Source organism: Rhodococcus sp. GB-02 (genome assembly GCF_053470465.1).
In genome coordinates, this window is sequence record NZ_JBPUKE010000001.1 from 647,603 (window position 1) to 667,394 (window position 19,792).

General features: G+C 60.3%; 24 protein-coding genes. 19 read left to right on the forward strand and 5 right to left on the reverse strand.

Going from position 1 to position 19,792, the window contains the following annotated elements; genetic code table 11:
- Window positions 1–256: 256 nt before the first annotated feature.
- From ACSW29_RS03070 to ACSW29_RS03080, 3 genes are all read right to left on the reverse strand, one after another.
- Entirely contained in the window at window positions 257–1,060 is an 804-nt protein-coding gene (locus ACSW29_RS03070) for a neutral zinc metallopeptidase (protein ID WP_448276420.1), read from the reverse strand.
- Between the two features lie 211 nt (window positions 1,061–1,271).
- Window positions 1,272–1,652: a hypothetical protein gene (locus ACSW29_RS03075; protein WP_019746448.1), complete on the reverse strand. Its 381-nt coding sequence runs from the start codon at window positions 1,650–1,652 to the stop codon at window positions 1,272–1,274.
- A gap of 402 nt (window positions 1,653–2,054) precedes the next feature.
- Window positions 2,055–2,549 carry a DUF1877 family protein gene (locus tag ACSW29_RS03080; RefSeq protein ID WP_448276422.1) on the reverse strand — a complete coding sequence of 165 codons (495 nt, stop codon included), beginning with the start codon at window positions 2,547–2,549 and terminating at the stop codon, window positions 2,055–2,057.
- 251 nt (window positions 2,550–2,800) lie between these two features.
- Here ACSW29_RS03080 and ACSW29_RS03085 point away from each other — a divergent pair, with 251 nt between their 5' ends.
- The 6 genes from ACSW29_RS03085 to ACSW29_RS03110 all read left to right on the forward strand — a co-directional run bounded on the left by ACSW29_RS03085 (window position 2,801) and on the right by ACSW29_RS03110 (window position 7,854).
- Window positions 2,801–3,652 carry a glycoside hydrolase family 43 protein gene (locus ACSW29_RS03085; protein WP_448277397.1) on the forward strand — a complete coding sequence of 284 codons (852 nt, stop codon included), beginning with the start codon at window positions 2,801–2,803 and terminating at the stop codon, window positions 3,650–3,652.
- Window positions 3,653–4,242: 590 nt separating this feature from the next.
- The gene (locus ACSW29_RS03090; protein ID WP_059016389.1) at window positions 4,243–4,926 is read left to right on the forward strand and encodes an MspA family porin; all 684 of its coding nucleotides are present in this window, start codon (window positions 4,243–4,245) and stop codon (window positions 4,924–4,926) included.
- 90 nt (window positions 4,927–5,016) lie between these two features.
- Window positions 5,017–5,415, forward strand: coding sequence for a hypothetical protein (locus ACSW29_RS03095; RefSeq protein ID WP_347875470.1), 399 nt, complete (start codon window positions 5,017–5,019; stop codon window positions 5,413–5,415).
- Between the two features lie 62 nt (window positions 5,416–5,477).
- Window positions 5,478–5,816 (forward strand): hypothetical protein, encoded by a 339-nt coding sequence (locus ACSW29_RS03100; protein WP_283310225.1) that lies wholly within the window; start codon window positions 5,478–5,480, stop codon window positions 5,814–5,816.
- Window positions 5,813–7,288 (forward strand): hypothetical protein, encoded by a 1,476-nt coding sequence (locus ACSW29_RS03105; protein WP_448276426.1) that lies wholly within the window; start codon window positions 5,813–5,815, stop codon window positions 7,286–7,288. Before ACSW29_RS03100 ends, ACSW29_RS03105 begins: the two co-directional genes overlap by 4 nt.
- Before the next feature lie 326 nt (window positions 7,289–7,614).
- Window positions 7,615–7,854 (forward strand): hypothetical protein, encoded by a 240-nt coding sequence (locus tag ACSW29_RS03110; RefSeq protein ID WP_113683461.1) that lies wholly within the window; start codon window positions 7,615–7,617, stop codon window positions 7,852–7,854.
- A 50-nt stretch (window positions 7,855–7,904) separates the two neighbouring features.
- Here ACSW29_RS03110 and ACSW29_RS03115 read toward each other — a convergent pair whose 3' ends face one another.
- Window positions 7,905–8,087, reverse strand: a complete 183-nt coding sequence (locus ACSW29_RS03115; protein WP_125461318.1) for a hypothetical protein — start codon at window positions 8,085–8,087, stop codon at window positions 7,905–7,907.
- Between the two features lie 81 nt (window positions 8,088–8,168).
- On the opposite strand from ACSW29_RS03115, the gene ACSW29_RS03120 reads away from it, so the two are divergent.
- Window positions 8,169–8,570, forward strand: coding sequence for a hypothetical protein (locus ACSW29_RS03120; RefSeq protein WP_347875472.1), 402 nt, complete (start codon window positions 8,169–8,171; stop codon window positions 8,568–8,570).
- A gap of 314 nt (window positions 8,571–8,884) precedes the next feature.
- Window positions 8,885–9,562, forward strand: a complete 678-nt coding sequence (locus ACSW29_RS03125) for a hypothetical protein (protein ID WP_347875474.1) — start codon at window positions 8,885–8,887, stop codon at window positions 9,560–9,562.
- Window positions 9,563–9,846: 284 nt separating this feature from the next.
- Here ACSW29_RS03125 and ACSW29_RS03130 read toward each other — a convergent pair whose 3' ends face one another.
- On the reverse strand, window positions 9,847–9,984 hold the full coding sequence (locus ACSW29_RS03130; RefSeq protein WP_347875475.1) for a hypothetical protein: 138 nt from the start codon (window positions 9,982–9,984) through the stop codon (window positions 9,847–9,849).
- Window positions 9,985–10,229: 245 nt separating this feature from the next.
- On the opposite strand from ACSW29_RS03130, the gene ACSW29_RS03135 reads away from it, so the two are divergent.
- The 11 genes from ACSW29_RS03135 (at window position 10,230) to ACSW29_RS03185 (ending at window position 19,792) form a co-directional block, all read left to right on the forward strand.
- On the forward strand, window positions 10,230–10,925 hold the full coding sequence (locus tag ACSW29_RS03135; protein WP_347875476.1) for an Imm52 family immunity protein: 696 nt from the start codon (window positions 10,230–10,232) through the stop codon (window positions 10,923–10,925).
- Between the two features lie 92 nt (window positions 10,926–11,017).
- The gene (locus tag ACSW29_RS03140; RefSeq protein WP_448276430.1) at window positions 11,018–12,013 is read left to right on the forward strand and encodes a squalene cyclase; all 996 of its coding nucleotides are present in this window, start codon (window positions 11,018–11,020) and stop codon (window positions 12,011–12,013) included.
- A 569-nt stretch (window positions 12,014–12,582) separates the two neighbouring features.
- Window positions 12,583–12,894 carry a hypothetical protein gene (locus ACSW29_RS03145; RefSeq protein WP_448276432.1) on the forward strand — a complete coding sequence of 104 codons (312 nt, stop codon included), beginning with the start codon at window positions 12,583–12,585 and terminating at the stop codon, window positions 12,892–12,894.
- Window positions 12,852–14,267, forward strand: coding sequence for an ammonium transporter (locus tag ACSW29_RS03150; protein WP_448276434.1), 1,416 nt, complete (start codon window positions 12,852–12,854; stop codon window positions 14,265–14,267). Before ACSW29_RS03145 ends, ACSW29_RS03150 begins: the two co-directional genes overlap by 43 nt.
- 51 nt (window positions 14,268–14,318) lie before the next feature.
- Window positions 14,319–14,621, forward strand: coding sequence for an urease subunit gamma (locus ACSW29_RS03155; protein WP_003943837.1), 303 nt, complete (start codon window positions 14,319–14,321; stop codon window positions 14,619–14,621).
- A 29-nt stretch (window positions 14,622–14,650) separates the two neighbouring features.
- The gene (locus ACSW29_RS03160; RefSeq protein ID WP_003943812.1) at window positions 14,651–15,088 is read left to right on the forward strand and encodes an urease subunit beta; all 438 of its coding nucleotides are present in this window, start codon (window positions 14,651–14,653) and stop codon (window positions 15,086–15,088) included.
- A gap of 35 nt (window positions 15,089–15,123) precedes the next feature.
- A complete protein-coding gene (locus ACSW29_RS03165) occupies window positions 15,124–16,842 on the forward strand; it encodes an urease subunit alpha (RefSeq protein WP_448276435.1) in 1,719 nt (572 codons plus the stop codon).
- A 69-nt stretch (window positions 16,843–16,911) separates the two neighbouring features.
- Window positions 16,912–17,499 (forward strand): urease accessory protein UreE, encoded by a 588-nt coding sequence (gene ureE / locus ACSW29_RS03170; RefSeq protein ID WP_269068587.1) that lies wholly within the window; start codon window positions 16,912–16,914, stop codon window positions 17,497–17,499.
- Window positions 17,483–18,196: an urease accessory protein UreF gene (locus tag ACSW29_RS03175; protein ID WP_448276437.1), complete on the forward strand. Its 714-nt coding sequence runs from the start codon at window positions 17,483–17,485 to the stop codon at window positions 18,194–18,196. Before ureE ends, ACSW29_RS03175 begins: the two co-directional genes overlap by 17 nt.
- A gap of 10 nt (window positions 18,197–18,206) precedes the next feature.
- The gene (ureG, locus tag ACSW29_RS03180) at window positions 18,207–18,848 is read left to right on the forward strand and encodes an urease accessory protein UreG (protein ID WP_347875481.1); all 642 of its coding nucleotides are present in this window, start codon (window positions 18,207–18,209) and stop codon (window positions 18,846–18,848) included.
- Window positions 18,845–19,792: an urease accessory protein UreD gene (locus ACSW29_RS03185; protein WP_448276439.1), complete on the forward strand. Its 948-nt coding sequence runs from the start codon at window positions 18,845–18,847 to the stop codon at window positions 19,790–19,792. The genes ureG and ACSW29_RS03185 overlap by 4 nt, the downstream gene beginning before the upstream one ends.

Consider the following 19,792-nt stretch of genomic DNA (forward strand, 5'->3'; position numbering starts at 1 on the left):
TGCCCCTCACTTGTCCATACAGGTGAGGGGCCTTTTCGTGTCCGATCGTGCCAAGATCGTCGTCGACGAGGTCCGCGGCGGCGTCGAGCGACGTCGGTGCAGTTCCTTCGAGAGCTGGATCCAGTCTTTGACGGCGGCATGATCGTTCTTGTCGGGGACTTCCCGCCATCTCGCAACCACTCCACCGCCCCAGCTCCTTCCGAAATGAATGACTAGCCATGCCCCTCAAAAAAGGGACTCAGGCGGCGTTACGCATTCACTGAATCTCTGATTGCGGTGCGCTCCACGTGTCGCAGGAGCTGAGTCCCTCCTGCATTCCTCGGTTGAACCACATTCTGTTGTTGGCCTGACTCGGGTGGGTGTCTTCGGGGTCTTCGCCAGGGATGTTGATGTCGTCTTCTTGTACGGACAGTTCGGCGAGGTAGGGCAGGATGTGGTTGGCGCTGACGCCGGAGAGGCATTCAGCTTGAGCTTCCAGGCGTTTGGTCATCAACATCACCTCGCGGTGATCGTTTTCCCGCGCGGCCAATGACGACAGCTGCGATTCGATCCCCATCGCTTCCTGAAGGTGATGTCCGTATTCGTGGGTGGCGACTCTGACGAGGTCGAGTTCGTTGAAACTGTCGTACGTCCAGATGCGGATGGTCTGGTTTCGGGGGCAGTAGAAACTGATCCCGTACACGTCTGCGCCTTCTCCGCAGAGGAGGGGTGCATCGTCGCCTTCGAGGCGCATGTCGACGTGAGGTGTCACGAGGTTGCCGCCTCTGAGTTCTCCGTCGACAGCGGGGCTCCACATCTCGTCCAGGCAGGCCATCACCCCTTCCGCATACCTCTTCTGACGGGTGATGTCGCCGCGCCATTCGACTGGCGTGCAGTCGATCTCCGGGAACTGCATATCCGTGTCGGTCAATCGCTGGCTGGTTTCGGCGACCGCTTCATATGACGGCAGCACCCGTTTCACCACGGAGGCGGCGAGATTGACCCCGACCACCAGGACGACGACCAGCCCGACCGCGGTGGCGGTTACGATGATCGCTATCTCTTTTCGGGTCCAGCTCATTCGTTCGCCTCAGGGGTCGGTGGTGGATGCGTTATTACGCAGCGGCACAGGGAATTTCCCGCACGCATCGGTGCCCGTTTGCGGTCCTCGCAAAAGTCGTTCGGGATAACGTCGCCTGTTCAACACTCGGCGACGAACATGGCCACGGGAAATGAAAAATGCTTCGCCCCGCCACAGGAAGAGCGAAGCATCAATTCGACGGCGGAGGGTATTACCAGTTCTGAATGAAGAAGAACTGCTGTGAACCCCTCGCCGGGTTGAGTACGCCGAGAGAAATTTCTCCACCACGGGAGGCTGCTTCGTTGGCGAACTGGTCGAGACGTCCCCAGACGACGTTGGGGCCGCTCTCGAAGCGTGATCCTGGTGCGAGGCGCACGCCGATCTGGTTGGAGTTAGTGATGCTTTCGATCGCAGCGCCGGCATTGAGCTGGCCGAACAATGCCGTCTCACCCTGGTTCAGTTGCACGCCGATGCGCCCGTTGTCGGCGATCGGAGTAACAGCTGATGCTGCGCCCGCGCCGCTGAGTGCGATGGCTGCGATACCGGCAGGTATCAATGCGGCCGCGGTAATCATCTTGCGTAGGTGCGTCATTCGGCTTCTCCCTCGTCGGTGGCCCACTCGAGTTGGCGCCTCCACGGGCCACTTTGTCTGATCCTTCCGGTAACAGTCAACGACATGTCGCAAACAATGAGCAATCCATTGGGTTGGTTTGAGATGCAGCTCACTGCTGTAAATCCGTTGAATAATAAACTGTTTCAGTGAAACTGCTGGTCAAGATCGTGAATGCCGGAGAAGCGCGCGGGCTGTCGTTACGGTTCCGTTACTGCTCAGTCTGGCTGCGAGAAGGGCACGCGCTCGGTCACCCAGAAACGCTGCGGCACAGGAAATGTCAGAGCAAGAACCCGCGCAGAGGGTCCTCCGCAGTTAAGCTCCACTGTCAAGCGGTCTTTCATTCTTCGAGAGCGCGCTGCTTCGGCAGTGGGCTCTCGACTGTCAGAACCGCACGGTGAACACCACGTGGTGACGCTCTCGGGCCGCGCGCTGGAAAAAGTCCGCCACTTCCTGCAACCAACCCCAGGCGTACCGGCGCTCGTCGGAGCCGTACTCCGGGTTGCGGTCGTCGAGCGGCATCGCGTCGTAGCGCACACCGAACTCGGATTCGGTGATTTCCGCCAGGTACGAGGAGACTTCGGCGACCCGATCGGGTGCCAGATAGGTGACGAGTTGGTCGTCAGTGTCGGTGTTGAGGTCTTCGTCCCCCAAGATCACGCCGTAGGCCGGCCAGTTCTCGGACACGCGCTCGTACCCCGTGCTGGAGAGGGCGCACAGAATCGGATCCCACGCCTTGTCCGTGTCGCACGAGAACTCGGATCGGCCCGTCTCCTCGATGTCCTCGACCACAGCGCCGAGTTTGTCGTCGTCGCCGCGCGCGTCCAGAAGTTCCGCTGCCAAGCTGTCTGACAGCGCGAAATGCACCCCAAGTTCCATGGCGTGATGCTAACGGCCGACCTTGCCGGCGTCCCGCCGTCACTACGGGACGAATCGCCTCAGGTAACGATCCTGCTCTAACTCCGACCGAAGTTACCCATGGTGGGCCGGCTGTCGTACATACTTCATCGGTGATTCCGACAAAACGGACCGGCCTTTCTGCTGTATCGCTGGTGATCCTCGTCGTCGCGGGGTTGCTGGTCGCAGCCCCTGCCAGCAGCGCCGCGCCGCCGCCTGACTGGAAATACACAATGGTGGCGTTCAGCAATGCCAGCGACCGTGACATGGATGTCTACGAGTCGGCCGACGGCACCGGCTTTCAACTCGTCCAGCAGTCGGCGTACAGGCCGCCGTCTGGGCTCGTGCGTGATCCGAGCATCTTCCGGAACACGGACGGGTTGTACTACCTCACCTACACGACGGGTGGTGGGGCGAACATCGGGTTCGCACGCAGCAGCGACCGCATCAACTGGACGCCGCTGGGGAACTATCCGGTTCCGTTTTGCTGCGCCTTCATGCCTGGCACGGGAGATGGCACCGGTTCTGCGAGCCCGCCGGGCTTCTCGGGTTCGGCCGGTTTCAGCGACGGACCGTCGCTGTCACCATTCGTCACCAAGGCCTGGGCGCCTGAATGGTTTGTGGACGGCGATCGCGTCAACGTCATCCTGTCGATGTCGACAGGTGGAGGATTTGTGCCGTATCTGATGACGGCGTTGGAACCGTCGCTCCGGTTGTGGAGCCCGCCTGTTCCACTCGCCGGGATCGGTGCGGACCACATCGACACCACCGTGGTCAAAGTCGGATCGACCTATCATGCGTTCACCAAGAACGAGACGAGCAAGGTCGTCGAGCATGCGGTCGCTCCTTCGGTGACGGGACCTTATTCGTTTGTCCCGCCCGGGAATTGGGGTTCGCTTGTCGAAGGTCCGGCCGTGGTTCAGTTGCCGAGCGGCGACTGGCGGATCTATCTCGACGCCTATACCGAAGGAAAGTATCTCTACTCCGACAGCACGGACGGGCTGAACACCTGGTCTCCGGTGCAAGAGGTTCCTGGGGTGTCCGGGACTGCACGGCATCTCGGCATCATGAGAGAACCGGCATAACTTTCGACCCCGAGTTGGTAGGGCTCTGATCAAGGACTCCGGTCTTGGTCAGAGCCTTTTCTCGTACTTGCGTACTACTTGTGTGCGTCGTCTGCGCGAATCAGTGATTGACAAGCTAACGATGCGATGCCAGTGGGTTCTACGATTTCGCGCCGACCACGAAGTGAGTATCTCCGCGTGAGCTGTGCAGAGTTGCGCTCCCAGGCCCCGCTCGGGCGCCGTACTTCACGATTGATTGCCAAGTAATGCCTGTTAGTTTCATATTCAAGTACGCGCACTGGCTTGATGCCCGGACTTTCGGCCTTCAGCTGCACTGAGGACCGCGAAATGTGGGTTCAGTCCGGTTTGCCACACCGTTTCCAAGGGATCTTCTTGCCTTTAAACCGTGACCTTGCTCATAGTGGGACCTAGGTCCTTTTCGCTGCTGATAAGCCTGTCGATATATATCTGTTACCGAAAGTTCACCCTAAATCCAGGATGGGGGAGATGGCGCGCTGGCGGGCAAACAGGACGATTGGTACCGTCCGGTAACTAATTCAGTTAGTTGTCGGCTACCGCTCTGGTTGCTGTGTCACGTGGAGGAGCAGTTCATGTCGATCGAATCGCAAAACGGCGTATCCCATCGTCGATCGAGGGCCGCGGTAGGGCTCGCGGCGTGTGCGGTTGCCGCGCTGTCGTCTGGTGTGGTCTTCGCAGGGAGCGCATCGGCAACGCCAACGGCGTTGTCGGACAAATTCGCGAGCACGATCACCGATGACGGCTGGTCGTTGGATCTTGCCGCCACGAAACTGTCGGCGAACCCGGTGCCGAATCTGGCGACGACGGCGTTCACCCGTGAGGGGTTCGTGTCGGCGAAGGTGACCGGCACGATCGGTGGTGCGGGCGATTCGGCAGTGAAGACCGGTTATGTCGAGCAGGGGTTGCAGATCGGCTGCCAGATCGATGTCTCCTCCGGACTTGGATTGGGGCTTGGTTTTTCGCTCGGCCCGTCTGTCGGTGTGAGTATTTCGGGTGTCCCGTCGGCGAACGTGGGTGTGAATGCGTCGGTAAATCCGAGTATTCAGTCGACGATTGCGCCGGGCACGATCACGACGATTCCGTTGGGGAAGAAGGATCTCGAGTCGTCGAAGGCGTCGATCACCGCGGAGAACGTGCACGTGAAGGTTGATGCGTGCATGGGGCCGGTGACGATCCGCTCGTACGCACAACTCTCGGTGTCGACGGCGACGTCCGACAACACGTTGTTCGTGTACTCCGATCCCACCTGGCTCTAACCCACGCAGCCGTCGTCAGCGCTGCTGGCGACTATTCCCGATCCGCCCAGTCCAGGGGTGGTTACTCATCACGCCCACAAAGGAGAAATCATGAAGATTCGTACCTTGACCACTGCCGGAACTCTCACCGCAGGTATCGCCCTGATCGGTGTTCTCGGCGCCGGCGTGGCATCGGCCGCAACCCCCCTTGTCGAACCCGAGTTTGGCCGGATCGGATTGTCACTCTCGAACGCCGAAACGGCGGCGTTGGCGGCGAGCCCCATCCCCGACGCAATCTCCGACATCGTCCCCGGCTCGCAGCGATGGATTGATCTGGCACCAGGGTCGGCGCTCACCGTCGCCCCGGACGGCAAGCTCAGCGCCCCCGACCGGGTCGTGATCGGTGAAGCCGCCGCCCATCCAGGCGGCTACGTCGACGTTTACCTTGCTGACCCGAATCACCCAGTCAATGCCGGATTCATCGTCCAGACCTACCAGCACTGGAACTGATACCGCGCCCAGTACCGGCGGCCCGTTATCCCCGCTCTCCCTTCCTATTTGGAGTTCCAGCCATGACCGTCAACAACGCCGAACGTCGCAGTGTCCAGCCGGAACCCGCTGCCGTCGACAGCAAAGACGTTGCAGACGTTGATGACTGGGATCCGGACAGCGAACTCAGTCCACTCTCCAAAGCTGTGATTGCTACAGCAGTTGGACTGGGGTTGCTGATCGCGGCATTTGCGGTGATCGGGAAGCTCGCCGGCTGGGCGAACGACTACGGGACGATCCTGGTTTACCTGGCATTCTTCTTGTGGATGTCGATCTCCGGACGGTTGTTCTGGTGGGGCGCAGACAAACTCATCGCGCTACTCCGAACGAAGAAGAGTGACAATCGTGGTGCGCACCGGTGAAGTCCGGTAGACGACTTCGCCGGACTCTCGCGGGAGTGCTTGCCGCCGGGGCGCTGTTGACCGGAGCGGCCGGAGCGATCGGTGCGGGAATCGCACTCTCCGCCGCTCCGGCGAACGCGACGCCGGAAGAAGACTGCGCGGCGGTGCGGGCACGTGATCATCAGATCTACCTGAATCTCATTGCGTCGCTGCCACCTGGTGCACCCATCCCGCCAGAGATCATCAACCCGTGCCTGAGTGCGCCGTCCACGACGGCGACAGTTGCGCCGACGACCGCTGTCGGGCTCCCTGGTGCGCAAGCTCCAGGCGGTGGCCCGAATGTCGGGGCCAATGCCCCGACGAACTTTCCCACCTACAACGGCACCCCCATCGTCCCGGTTCCGACGATCGAGGTTCCGCCTATTGCTTCCGAGGCCCCGGCCTCGGAAACTGGTGTCGGTGCATTCCCCAATGCATCGGCATCAGCGGTTCCCTCACCCACCCCCACCCCCACCCCGGGTGAGGGAACCACCACCGATCGTGGTCCCGGACCGATCCCCGCGGATTTGGATTCGAATATCGCACCGGCCCAAAGGGTTCCGGACCCGGCAGCAGATGTTTCCACAACTGTGGAGGACTCGGGCCGTGACCGGTATCTCGAACTGGTCCTCGTCGGGGCCGCGGCGTTCACCGCTGCGGGTATGGGAGTGAGGGGGCGGCCGGGACCGTTCAGTGCGCGTGTGAGCGCGCGCCCGTGGGAGTCGGTTCTCTCCCAGGTAGTCGGTACGGTCGCGAAACCGTTCATGCCGTATTTCGTCGGCGGTCAGGACGTCGTGGTCATCCCCGACCCAGGTGGCGGACAACGCACCATCTTCCTCATTCACGACGAAACCTCCTCGCATGAAGCTCAAATGGTGGTCGACGTACCACCCGGCGGACACATGAGCATCAACGACGACGGGTCCGTCGGTGTCTACGACGCGAACGGAGACTTGCAGGGCACCGTTGCCGCTGCGTGGGCGTACGACGTCAACGGCGATCCGGTTCCCACCTACTACGAGATCCGTGACGGCAAGCTCTACCAAGTCGTTATCCCGACCCGGGCGTCATCTACCCGGTCACCGCTGACGGCCCCTACGGCGGCAGCGACCCGGTCACCGGACGAGACATCACCGCTACACCCCTTCAAGGGGGCGGTGAGGTCGTCAACCAGTCCGGCGGACCGGTCATGGTCAACGTCCCGACAGACTCCCCCTACAACGACGTCGGCGGGATCGACCCACTGGGCAATCTCGACATGGATCCGCCGACGCAGCCGGCACCGACAACGCCTCTGCCGTTCGATATCGGATCGCCGACCGACTCGGGCACCGATACGAGCGAGCCTCCGTGGAACCCACTCGACAACCTCGACATGGAAACGCAGACGCAGCCAGATCCTCCAATGGAACTACCATTCGGGATCTTTGACTCTGATCCCAACAACGGTTTGATCAGCCCCGCGCAGAGGGCCGCGAACCAACGGGCGCTCGCCCATGGCGACGTACCTGCTGACTTCCCTGGCAACGTCCCTCTGACCGCACAGCAACAACTTGACGACCTGCAATGGCAGGTGGATCAGATGCGAGACCGCGGCTATACAGATTCCGAGATCGCGACTGTCTTGAGTAAAGGCAGCACCGCGCTCGGTGGCCCCGCCTCGGGCTTGCAATCTGCGGGCACCCTTGCGAACACTGGTGTGCATCATGCTGGTTCGCTTCCGAGCGCTGCGCAGGCCGGTCGGTCGGCGGCGGTGGGTACTGTTTTAAGCAGATTATCGGTGGCAGCTGAGGTTGCCTCGGGTGTCATCAAGTGGCGCGAAGGCGCGCCAAGTGGCGAAACTGTGGGAAATTCCGGTGGCGCAATCGCATTGGGATGGGCAGGCGGCAAAGGTGGCGCCGCACTCGGCGGGTTTCTCGGCGGCCCGATAGGTGCCGCAGTCGGGGGCGGAATCGGTGCAATCGGAGGATCGCTACTCGGGGCATACTTGGGTACCCGGGCAGGCCGATCATTTGATTGAAGCCTTAGACAATGATCGATCGCTCCAAGAGAAGGGACTGAGACCGTGCATTACCTGCTGATCGCTGCCATTGCGTTCTGCCTAGCCTCGGGGGTGCTGTCGGCGCTTGATGCCGCAGCAGGCAATCCGATGCGGGGCGCGATAACCTTGGCCGTTTCGTTGACGGCTGCGAGTGGGATGGTCTTCCTCGTGACAGACAATTCGACCACCCGGATCGGCGCTGTCGCGGGCACTGCGGCGGTCCTCGTTTTGCGTTTTCTCCCGAAGAGTTCTATATACCGACGACACACCGTTCCTCAAGCGGAATCGGCACCATGACCACCTTTTATGCGATTTGTGCGATTACCGCAGGGGCTGTGGCGTTGATCGTATCCACGCCCTACGTGATGTACCGCAGTCATGCGAGAACGATCTACTGGAGTTCGTCGGTCCTTACCATCGTTTTCGCTTGGCTCACCGCTCCACAGCGGTCGATTCTCGGACCTGTCCTCTTGTGCGGTTTCGCTGCTGTGTTCGTGGCGTGGTGGTGGACCCCCTTCCTCACGCGAAGGCATCCCACCGGATTCAACGATGTTTTCGGTGCTTGGCTGACACGGGCGCTCTACCGCGAGCAGAAGGATGCACCTCCGGTAAACAGGTACGACAAATTGCACTACAAAGACACTGACCGCCAAGCACGAGATACCGATTCTGACGGAAATCAGGTCAACACCTGAGCCGGCGCGTAGAGCGCTTTGACGTGATGTCCTCAATACCACCCTCGCGCGTACCCGAACAGCTTGTAGTGAGATGCCATGGGAAACAGTACTTTCCACATGGCGGCGTACACCTGCCCGGTTTGCGCAAGCTGTACAGCAACCAGGATGATCAATGGCTCGAAGCTGCTCTTCGCGTAGCCCAATTCAGTAGCTGTCAGCGCCATCGCGAGCGGTAGTCCTCTTCCCCTAGTCCCTGCAGCTCATCCCATTTTTCGAGCATCCGCCTCGTCTGGACAGTTAATGATATCTAATATATTGAATGGAGTTCAGTAGTGGATCTGGTCAAGATTTCGCGGTATGTCGACTCGCCCGTGCTTGTGGAGATTGACGACTTGACACCACTTGAACGTATGGCGCTTCCGAATTATTGGTTGGATGCACTAAATGGTGACGTTGCAGCTCGAATTTCTGGGATATTGGACCAATGGGACGTATTTGGGCGACCGATATTGGGCGACACTTACAGAAACATTAAAGATAATCTATCTGATGTTCGGTTGCTCAGGTCTGAAAATAGGTTCTTTCTTCTATATGAAATTAAAATGGCAGACGGGACCGATCTCTACTATTTGGGTACGCCACCGGTGGTGGATGGTGATGAACTTTCAGGGTATTGGAATAAAATCCCCTCCAGTCTAAAGAATCTTTATTCAAATTTGCACAACGGTTGGTACTATATTGCCGGTAAGACTGTCGGGCCACTCCCTCTTGAAGATATGTTTCGAATTGACAGCTTTGAATGGTCTATTCTGGACGGGCTGTCCCCTGAAGAGTACCCAGATCCGGCTCGTTGCATCGCGACATTCAGATCGGGCGGCGGCGGTTATCTTTGCTTGTACTTTGGTGAGGAATCGACAAGGGGTGTTGTGTGGTCATCGACGGAACCCCCTGAACTGGTCGATTACTCCACTTACCTTGATATCTGGACCAACGTCGGACTCGGTGCCTAGAGCCTGCGCCTTGGATAGCCAGACCGGAGACAGACTGAGCAATCTGTGTGCGGTCTTGCCCCACGTGGCACGTGCCTCGGATCCAGTCTCCAAAGAGCAGATGATCAATTTGTCTGACCAGAAGGGATCTCGAGGTCATGATCGGTTTCGGGGGGTACCTCACGCACCGACTCGTTCTCCTGCACCTTTGCCGACGAATCGCTGATTGCGCTGGCGTTAAGGTCGTACAGGGGCTGGCCGATATCTGGGACTCTCGTGTCACCGTGCTCTACCACCGGACCGAATCATTGCCTCAGCGCAACGTACCCGGCGACGCGATCGTGGGCAGTTGCACCTACTTCGGCCTTGAGTTGCTGATCGACGAAACACAACTCCCACCCCAGGGTGGAGGCTTTTCCGTACAGGAACAGAACGATCGTCATCCAGCGTGATCCAAGCGCCCTGTGGGCCGCCGACGATATCCGAAGCATCCGCGCTGCAGCAGGATTGCCGACCGGAACGACCGGAGGTGCGTCTACCCAAGGTTCACGAGGGCTCTGGCACCCTAGACGTGACACCAGGCGTTCCCGCCCAGCTCACGAATGTGATGGCGTCTCCATCTTCCTCTGACGTGGTGACGACCGCCGAGCGTGGGCTCCTAAGTTCAATGGTTGGAAAGGGCGGGGCGATGAGCTTTTTCGGACGGCGGCCAACAGTGGGCGGCTATTGGGGCACGCGGGTGCAATCGAGTCAGGAGGTGGCGCTGACGATGCGGGCTTTCCTCGACGACCTGGCGGCGATCGGTCCGGAGTTGGCGTTGCCGTGGGTCTCGACTGCCGAGTTCGACAAGGTGCCAGCAGATCTCAGCGTGGACGGGTTGGTGCGAATCTTCGAGCATTCCCGCTCGAACGAGATGGGGTATTCGGACACCCCGGGACCGGGGTACAGCATCGGTTTGTCGCCCGAGGACGGGACCGCGCGGCGGATCATCGCCAGGGTCGGCGGCTTAGAAACCAGCGCCCCCAACAGCGTCCGGGTGTCGTTGCCGACGGAGACGCAGCTCACCGACAGTACCCGGCAGCTGCTCGACCCTGACATCGGAGACGCGATCATGAAAGTGATCGTCAAGCATTGGAAACCGGATCGAGTTCGGTGGATCATCGGCGACTACCTCGATCTGCAACCGCGAGTTAGAGGCCAGATCCAGGTGGGATGGGAAACATATTTCCATTCCGGGATCACGTTCGATCACAGCGCGCTGCCCCAATCTGCGGTAGTAGAGGAACTGTCCACTGGCACGTTGATTCGGTTGGGGGACAAGCCTATGCAGGTCGATGCCGCCGACATCGTGGCGGTGCGGGCGGCGTTGGGTTACCCGGTGTAGGCCCCGCAATGGGTCTGGAGTTCACCATTGCATCAGACGTCGAGAAATGTGTTAACCGGATGGCCTGCTTCGCCTTTCGGTAGTATCGCCAGATGGCACCCCGAACCGACTTGCTCGCGTGGCTCCTCGATTCGGATCCAGCGATTCGGTGGCAGGTGGAGCGCGACCTGCTGAACGAAGCACCCACTGTGTGGGCGCCAACGCGCGCGTCGATCACTACCAAAGGATTTGGTGCACGCCTGCTTTCATTGCAGGATCGAGACGGCCAATGGGCGGGTGGGGCGTTCTTCCCGGCAGAATTCGACTTCGCGGGACCCGAAGCAGCTGAACAAGGTTCGCAACCCTGGACGGCAACAACCTGGACGCTCAACTCCTTGCGTGAGTGGGGCCTCGACGCCAGTGTTCTGCGGGAGCGTCGTACCGCAGAACTGCTCGCGGAGAACTGTCGCTGGGAGTACGAGGGCCGGCCGTACTGGGACGGTGAGGTCGATTGCTGCATCAACGCCTGGACGGTGGCAAACGGTGTGTGGCTCGACATGCGTGTTGATGAACTGGCTGATTGGTTTGTGCAGCATCAACTTCCGGATGGCGGGTGGAACTGCGAGTGGATCGAAGGTTCGACGCGATCGTCGTTTCATTCGACCCTCAATTCACTCAAAGGGCTTCTCGCGTACGAGATCGCGACCGGGGGAACAGATGAGACGCGCGCGGCTCGACGATCCGGTGAGGAATTCTTGCTGCGGCGCGGTCTGTTCCGGAGACTTTCGACCGGGGAACCGGTGGGGCCCTGGGTCGGCCGGTTCGCGTACCCGTTCCGGTGGCGTTACAACGTGCTCAACGCGGCTGAATACTTCCGTGAAGCGTCGTTGTCGGATGGAAATGAGCCTGATCCGCGAATGGCGGACGCGATCGAGATGATCAGGGCTGCTCGAGCCTCGGATGGGACGTGGCTCCAAGCCGGTCGCCAACCGGGGCGGGTGTGGTTCGAGGTCGACACAGAGGCGGGGGAGCCGTCGAAGTGGCTTACTTTGTCCGGCATCCGAGTGCTCGCCTGGTGGGATCAATCCTCCCCTCTAGGTTCTGCATAACAAAAGAGTTACAGCGAACGTTATTTCACCTTCAAAGGTTATCGAAAGGTGATCTTCGACTTTCCAGTCGAAATATCCAGTACGGATGAAGAACATATTAACGGCAGGATTGCCCTCGGTGCTGTGAAGGTTAATCATCTGAACAGGTGAGAAGATGTTCGGTGAGGTTACCTACCTGATTGGATAGGTGGGTCACCGACGTTGGTAATCGAATAAGGCGCTCGCCGCTCTCTTGGTTAGGGAGCTAAGTCCCGAGCTGGCAACAGCATTTCTGCTACGAAAGTGGTGCTCACCTGCGGCTACTTTCCCAATTTCGCAAGACTTAAACCAATTTCGGCGAGATTTAATCCCGCAATTGTAGGTTGTGGAGCGTCCGCAATGTTTAGGCAAAGTCCTATCTTTTCCCAGAGCAATGCTCTACTAAACGTGAAAACCGGATGTTCCCCCGATTTTGCTGAGAAGGTGCAACTATGGGGCGTAGCGTAACTGTCGCAGCGAACCGGAACATCGCGAATTGCTGCTCTAACCAATGACTTTGTTCAGATCCGAATATTGCTCGGAGGTCGTCGATGTCGATGGAAATAGTGTTAGCCGAAGCAGTGATAGACAGCGGGGACACGGCGTGGGTGCTGATCTCCGCGGGCCTGGTTCTGTTCATGGTTCCCGGACTCGCCTTCTTCTACGCCGGTCTGGTGCGCGGTAGCAGTGCGCTCGTCATGTTGCAGCAGAACCTCGTCCCACTCGGACTCGTCTCGATTACCTGGGTCGTGTTCGGATACAGCTTCGCGTTCAGTGAGACTGGGGTTCCGGCTTCCTCGGTGACCTCAAATTGTTCGGCTTGCAGGACATACACACAGCCGCCGCCCCGGGCTTCCACCTGATCGAAGGTGCAGTCGCGGTACCGACTCTGGCGTTCGTGGTCTATCAGATGATGTTCGCGATCATCACGCCCGCGCTGATCACCGGTGCGACCGCAAACCGGCTCAAGCCCTTGGGCTGGGCCGTTCTGCTCGTGCTGTGGTCGATCATCGTCTACCCCCCGATTGCGCACTGGCTCTTCAACCCCGAAGGCTGGTTGGCGCTCCGCGGAGCTCAGGACTGGGCCGGCGGAATTGTTGTCCACGCATCCGCCGGTGCCGCCGCCCTGGCAATCTTGCTGGTGGTCGGTAAACGTCCGGGATGGCCCAACGCCGAGGCGGTCCCTCACTCGGTGCCTTTGGCGTTGATCGGCGCGGGCATCCTGTGGTTCGGCTGGTTCGGATTCAACGCAGGCGACGGTCTGGCTGCCAATGGCGTTGCAGCGCAGGCACTGATGAATACGCACATCGCGGCAGCGGGCGGCATGGTCGTCTGGCTCGTCATCGAGAGGTATACCGAAGGCAAGGCCACGGCGATCGGCGGAATCACCGGTGCAGTAGCGGGTCTGGCGACCATCACCCCATGTGCCGGCTTCGTCAGCACCTTCTCCGCGTTGGCGATCGGCGCGCTTGCCGGACTGGTCTGCCACTTCGCGCTCGCGCTCAAGTCGATCTTCAAGTTCGACGACGCGCTCGACGTCATCGCGGTCCACTTCATCGGCGGCATCCTCGGTTCACTCCTTCTCGGTTTGTTCGGCGAAAAGGCGATCAATTCGATAGGCCGCGACGGACTCTTCTTCGGCGGCGGCGTAGGACTACTCGGCGAGCAGGCGCTGGCGTTAATCGTCGTCATCGCATTCTCGTTCGTGGTGACCTGGCTGATCGCCATGGGCATCGAGAAGACCATCGGTCTCAAGCTGGCTCCGAAAGACCAGGTGGACATCGACCGTCGTCAGCAAGGCATGGACGCGTACCGCTACAACGCCGCATTCGTCGACGCGGGTGGTGCGCCGCAGACCAGCGGGTTCGACTCGGGGGTCCTGGTCGAGGGGGCAAAACTTGTTCCGAACCTCGACGCCCCGAAGCACGAACTCATCACCGCGGTGTTGCAGACCATCGAGTCCGAGAAGCTACGGGAGGCGCTGCTGGCCGCTGGAGCGGAGTCGATAGTCGTATCGGAAGCGCATGTCTCCGCCAGCGACTCGGCCTCACTCAAGTTCCGCGGGCAACGCAACGACGTCGTGTTCACCGAGCGGTTGCGTGTCGAGGTGCTGGTCGCCTCGGAACATGCCCAGGCGGTCCTGGACGCGATCAACGAGTACTCGGGCGGCAGGAGGAGCGGTTTCGTCCAGCAAGCGGCCGAACCACTCACCGAAGCGACGGAACAGGGGAGCTGACATGTATTCGACGACAGGGAGTTACCGCATGATCGACAAGGAGCGTTCGGAATGCATCTGACACCGCGAGAACTCGACAAGCTGACAATTCTCATGTTGGCGGATGTCGCTCTGAGACGAAAGGCCAAGGGACTCAAACTCAACCACCCGGAGTCCGTCGCGGTCATCACGGCGGCCGCGCTGGAGGGAGCTCGGGAGGGTAAGACGCTCGAGGAGGTCATGGCCGACGCATCGCACGCCTTGACGGTCGACGACGTGATGGAAGGCGTCGCGGAGATGATCCCGCGCGTGCAGGTCGAAGCGGTGTTCCTCGACGGTAGTCGACTCGTCACCGTGCACTCTCCGATCCAGTAGCCCGTCCGAGATGTCAGGAGTACTCCAAGATGGCAAGCAAATCGACGAAGAAGGATTCCGGCGGCGAGAAGAAAGTGCCGGTCGGCGGATACGTGTTGCGGGACGAGCCGATCGAACTGAACGAGGGTCGTCCTCGTTTGAAGCTGCGAGTCCGAAATACCGGTGACCGTCCCATCCAGGTGGGTTCGCACTACCACTTCATGGAAGTCAATCGCGCGTTGTCGTTCGATCGTGAACAGTCCTTCGGCTGGCGCCTCGACATTCCAGCGGGCACGGCGGTCAGATTCGAGCCGGGCGACGAGAAGGAAGTGACATTGGTGCCGTTCGGCGGCAAGCAACGGGTTCAAGGCTTCAACGGACTTGTCGACGGTTGGGCGCCGACCCACGCCGCCTACCGCCCTCGGCTTCCCGGAGCCGTCCAGCGTGCCGAAGAACTCGGCTTCCTGTCCGAACCTCAAACCGACTGATTCTCGTTCACGGCGGACGAAGGAGAACAACACCCATGACAAGCATTTCGAGACAAGAGTATTCGGGCCTGTTCGGGGTCACCACGGGTGACCAGATCAGGCTCGGCAACACCGACCTGTACATCGAGGTCGAGGAAGATCTTCGAACCATCGGAGACGAGTCGATCTACGGTGGCGGCAAGACGCTGCGCGACGGCATGGGCCAGGATCCGGAGTCGTGCAGCATCGACGGAGCCCTCGACCTCGTGATCACCAACGTGGTCATCGTCGATGCGACCATCGGCGTCGTCAAAGCGGACGTGGGAATCAAGGACGGGAAGATCGTCGGCTGGGGAAAGGCGGGAAACTCCAGCACGATGGAAGGCGTCACCCCAGGGCTGACGACCGGTCCGGCGACCGACGCGATCTCCGGTGAGCAGATGATTCTCACTGCCGCCGGCATCGATCCACACGTGCACCTCGTGTCGCCGCAGCAGGCGTATCACGCGCTCAGCGGGGGAGTGACCACGCTGATCGGTGGCGGCATCGGCCCGACCGACGGCACCAACGGCACCACGATCACTTCCGGTATCTGGAACATGGAGATGATGCTCAAGGCCAACGAGGGTTTGCCGGTCAACGTCTGCATGCTGGGCAAGGGCAACTCGTCCGGGCATCAGTCGCTGGTCGAACAGATCAAGGCCGGTGCGGCCGGTCTGAAGGTCCACGAGGACTGGGGCGCAACCCCGGCCGCGATTCGTGAGTCTCTGCGGGTGGCAGACGAAATGGATGTCCAAGTCGCCATTCACACGGATACGCTCAACGAGGCCGGCTACGTCGAGGACACCATCGCGGCCTTCGAAGGACGCACGATTCACACCTATCACAGCGAGGGTGCGGGCGGCGGTCACGCACCCGACATTCTGCGGGTGACGGGAGAGGACAACGTACTTCCCGCGTCGACCAACCCGACGCTGCCGTACGGCATCAACACTCAGGCCGAGCTCTTCGACATGATCATGGTCTGTCACAACCTCAATCCCAAAGTGCCCTCCGATGTTTCATTCGCCGAGTCCCGCGTTCGCGCTGAGACGATCGGTGCCGAGAACGTACTCCAGGACATGGGCGTCATCTCGATGTTCTCGAGTGACTCTCAGGCGATGGGCCGCGTCGGAGAAAACTGGCTACGCGCGATCCAAACTGCGGACTGCATGAAGCGGTCCCGCGGAAAGTTGCCCGAGGACTCGCCGACGCACGACAACTTCCGTGTGTTGCGTTACGTCGCGAAGGTCACGATCAATCCTGCGCTGACGTTTGGTCTTTCGCATGTGGTTGGGTCGATCGGTGTCGGGAAGATGGCCGATCTTGTTCTCTGGGAGCCCGCATTCTTCGGGGCGAAGCCGAAGACGATCATCAAGAACGGTCTGATCAGCTGGCACGCCATGGGAGATCCGAATGCGTCGCTCCCGACGCCACAACCGGTGATCTACCGGCCGATGTTCGGTGGATTCGGCAAGGCGTTGCCGCAGAGTTCGGTCTCGTTCGTCTCGCGAGCGGCACTCGACGACAGCATCAAGGATCGGCTCGGTCTCGAACGTCAGGTTGTTGCTGTCGAGGGAACCAGAACAGTCACCAAGCGTGATTTGGTTCGTAACTCGGCCACTCCGGAAATCAAGGTCGACCCGGAGACATTCGCGGTGACCGCGGACGGTGTTCACGCTTACGTCGAACCTGCCGAATCCATTCGCTTGAACCAACTTTACTTCTTCAGTTAGGGGTCTCCTGTGTCGGGAACAATCACACACACGCACGGCGCCGATGCGACGCCACACACGCACGGTGAGATGACAGCGCCAAGCGGCAAGCCGACGCGAGTCGACGCGCTACTCGGGAAGGAGACCGACGAGGAGTGGGCCGGTCGACTCGAAAAGGCTGTAGTGGACGTCTTGTCGCTCGATCAGTGGGAAGCGCAGAAGAGTCGATTGCGACGCACCACGATCGGTGGCCGTGAACTGGCCGTCTCGCTCGATCGCGGTATCCAGTTGCAGGACGGCGACATTCTGCTGTGGGACGAGCCGGAGAACACCGTCGTCGTGGCCAGAATCAACCTCAAGGACGTGTTGGAGATCGACCTGAGCGCACTGGTCGACGTCACGCCCGAGAAGATGATTCAGACGTGCCTGGAGTTGGGACATGCCGTGGGTAACCAGCACTGGCCTGCGGTGGTGAAGGGAATGAAGGTCTACGTTCCGTTGACCGTCGACAAGGCGGTCATGGGCTCGGTGATGCGCACGCATGCTTTCGAGGGCATCGAGTACACCTTCATCCCGGGCGCCGAGGTCATTCCCTACATCGCTCCACACGAGGCACGCCGCTTGTTCGGTGCGGCCGCGCGTGAGGGCGAGGGGCATACCCATGACCCTCTCGTCTGAGGGGTCTGGGCTCAGCATCAACCGCGCGATGCGGATGATGCAGTTTTCCGATTCCATGTTCCCGGTCGGTTCCTTCTCGTTCTCCAACGGTTTGGAATCGGCCGTGGCACAGGGAATTGTCACGGGCGGTCCGTCGCTGCGGGAGTTTGTGCTCTCGGCCACCCATCAGGGTGCGACGTGCGACGGTATCGCCGTACTCGCGGCGCACCGGGGCGCGACCGCCGGTGACTTCTCGGCGATCCTCGCGGCCGATCATGCGGTGATCGAACGCAAACTCAACGAAGAAGCACGCACGATGAGTACCCGGATGGGTAAGAAGTTGGCTGAGCTCGGCGGGCGCTTGGCCGGGGAGACCCTGTTCAACAAGTGGTTGGCCGCGGTCGCGTCGGGAGAGACGCCGGGAACCTACCCCGTCGGCCTCGGAATTGCCTTCGCGGAGATGGATTCTCCGGAGGAGGATGCTTTCACGGTCAATCAGTACGGTGTCGCGATGACCTTGCTCGGCGCTGCCCTGCGCATCGTCCGAGTAGATCACCTTGCGACGCAGGAGATTCTGTTCGAGGTCAATCAGACCGCCGGCCGTGAGTACGCCGCAGTGCGTGACTACGGACTCGACGACATGTCCAATTTCGCCCCGATGATCGACATTCTGGCTGCGGTGCACGTCAAGGCGCACGTCCGAATGTTCATGAACTAGAAGGAGAACGATGAAGAAGACAACTCGCATCGGAATCGGCGGACCCGTGGGTTCGGGTAAAACCGCGCTCATCGAGGCGATTACGCCGGAGTTCATCAAGCGGGGCACCAGCGTTCTGATCATCACCAACGACGTGGTCACCACCGAAGACGCCAAGCATGTGCGCAAGGCTCTCAAAGGTGTTCTCGTGGAGGAACGCATCGTGGGCGTCGAGACGGGTGCCTGCCCACACACTGCCGTTCGTGAAGACCCGAGTATGAACCTCGCGGCCGTCGAGGACATGGAGAAGACATTCCCTGACACCGACGTGGTGTTCATCGAAAGTGGTGGCGACAACCTCACGCTGACGTTCAGCCCGGCTCTCGTCGACTTCTTCATCTACGTCATCGATGTAGCCGCGGGCGACAAGATTCCGCGCAAGAACGGTCCGGGAATCTCGCAGTCCGACATCCTGGTCATCAACAAGACCGATCTCGCACCGTACGTCAACGCCGATCTCGGAGTCATGGATCGCGACTCGAAGGGGATGCGGGGAGACAAGCCGTTCGTCTTCACCAATTGCATGACCGGGGAAGGCATCAAGGAAGTGGTGGACCTCATCGTGCACGGAGTCCTCTTCGACGAAGAGGAAGTGGGAGCGAGCGCACAGTGAGTGCGCCGCCCGTCCCGGGAGCATCGCGGTCGCTCCCGGGTCCGATCCCGACCATCCCGGAACTCGATCAGTACCAGGACCAACCGAAGCAGGCCCCGGCCGGCAAGGTCGGAAAGACCGGTGTTCTCGAGATGCGATTTGTCGACCGCGGCGACAAGACGATTCTGCGGGACATGTACCGCAAGACACCGCTGCTGGTTCAGCAGGCGTTGTACTGGGACGAAGCGTTGCCGACCATGCCGTGCGTCTACATGATCTCCACGTCCGGCAGTGTGTTGCAAGGTGATCGACTGTTCCTGACCATCGAGATGGAGTCGGGTTCCCTCGCGCACGTGACCACTCAGTCGGCCACGAAGGTCCACCGGATGGATGCCAATCACGCGTCGCAACTCCAGAAAGTGGTGCTCGCGGAGAATTCGTATCTCGAACTGATGCCGGGGGTGACGATCCCACACCGCAACGCGAGGTACTACGCGCGCACCGACATCACGGTGGATCCGACTGCAACGCTGTTGTTCTCGGAGATCGTGATGCCAGGACGCAAGTACCACGACGGCGGAGAGATGTTCGTCTACGATCTGTACTCCACGTTGATCAAGGCGAAGCGCCCGGACGGGAAGAACCTTTTCACCGAGAAGTTGGTGATCGAACCGGCACGCTATCCCGTGCGATACGGCGGAATCATGGGCGACCACGACGTGTTCGGCAATGTCATCCTGTTGACACCGAAGGACCATGCCGACGCGATTCTCGAAGAGATAGTTCCGGGCCGTGACGGCAAGGTCGTTTCCGGAGCGAGTCGGCTACCGAACGACGCCGGGCTCATCTTCAAAGTCCTCGGTCCGGAGAGCGAACCCGTCAAGGCGAAGGTCCGTGATTTCTGGGCTCTGGTGCGAAAGGCAGTTCTGGACACCACCATTCCGCCTGTCCCACTCTGGGGATGA